This is a genomic window from Xanthomonas cassavae CFBP 4642, from assembly GCF_000454545.1.
Classification (GTDB): Bacteria; Pseudomonadota; Gammaproteobacteria; order Xanthomonadales; family Xanthomonadaceae; genus Xanthomonas; species Xanthomonas cassavae.
The window spans coordinates 4,343,347-4,344,515 of the sequence record NZ_CM002139.1 but is presented as its reverse complement, the minus strand read 5'-3'; the positions used below and the strand labels follow the sequence as shown (position 1 = coordinate 4,344,515).

The 1,169-nt window shown below is 63.6% G+C and carries 1 protein-coding gene; it reads left to right on the top strand.

The genetic code is table 11. From position 1 onward, the window contains the following. Positions 1–69 precede the first annotated feature (69 nt). Complete coding sequence (locus tag XCSCFBP4642_RS30995; protein WP_029218204.1) at positions 70–1,032, top strand: IS5 family transposase; 963 nt, start codon at positions 70–72, stop codon at positions 1,030–1,032. Positions 1,033–1,169 lie beyond the last annotated feature (137 nt).

Sequence of the window (1,169 nt, the reverse complement as noted above, 5' to 3'; positions counted from 1 at the left end):
TAAGGCAACGCTGATCAAGTCGGTCCCTATCGGAGAAAATATGCCCCTTCCTTCAAATCGGAACGACCGATGAAACAGCAGACATTGGCGATGGCGGCCGATCAGGGCAGTGGATTCGAGCAGCATCGTCGGCCGACGCGCCGGGATGTGTTCCTGTCGACGATGGAGCAGATCGTGCCGTGGTCGGCACTGTGCGCGGTGATCGAGCCGTACTATCCGAAGGCAGGCAATGGCCGGCCGCCGGTCGGCCTGGAACGGATGCTGCGGATGTATTTGGTGCAGCACTGGTTCAATCTGGCCGATGAGGCCTGCGAGGAAGCGCTACTGGACAGCACGGCGCTGCGGCGGTTCGTGGGGATCGACCTGGGCCGCGAGCGGGTTCCGGACGCGACGACACTGCTGAAGTTTCGTCGCCTTCTGGAGACGCACGAGCTGGGGGCGGAGCTGTTCTTGCAAGTGAACCGGGAATTGGAAGCACGTGGCCTGAAGGTGGGCACGGGCACCATCGTGGATGCGACTATCATCGGCGCGCCCAGTTCGACGAAGAATGCGGACAAGGCCCGCGATCCGGACATGCATCAGACCCGCAAGGGGCAGCAGTGGTACTTCGGGATGAAGCTGCACATCGGCGTGGATAGTCGTAACGGCCTGGTGCATAGCGCGGCGGTGACGGCGGCCAATGTGCATGACAAGCACCTGCTGGGAGACCTGCTGCACGGGGAGGAACGCCGGGTCTATGGAGACAGCGCCTACGCCAGCCAGAAGGCGCTGATCGGCACGCATGCACCGCACGCCCGGGACTTCACCAACCAGCGGGTTCGCAAGCGTGGCGAAGTGAATGAGGTGCAGCGCCAGCGGAACCGCAACAAGTCGAAGATCCGTGCCCGTGTCGAGCACGTGTTCGCGGTGGTGAAGCGGCTGTGGGGCTTTGCCAAGGTGCGTTATCGCGGGCTGGACAAGAACGCGAACCGCTGCTTCGTGGCCCTGGGCCTGGCGAACCTGTACCTGGCGCGGGTGCGTTTGGCGGGATAGTTGCGCCTGCGGGGCCGCAAAAGCGGCCCGCAGCGCCCGGAAACGGGCATGGAAGGACGGCTGATCGTAGATCCAAGTGCGTCATGAGCCGGATCGGCCAGTTCGCTGGCCGTTGCGACTACTTGATCAGCGTTGCC

What these genes read in the sequence shown, in the direction of transcription:
- XCSCFBP4642_RS30995 (WP_029218204.1), top strand. Translation starts at nt 70, where the DNA reads ATGAAACAGCAGACATTGGCGATGGCGGCCGATCAGGGCAGTGGATTC.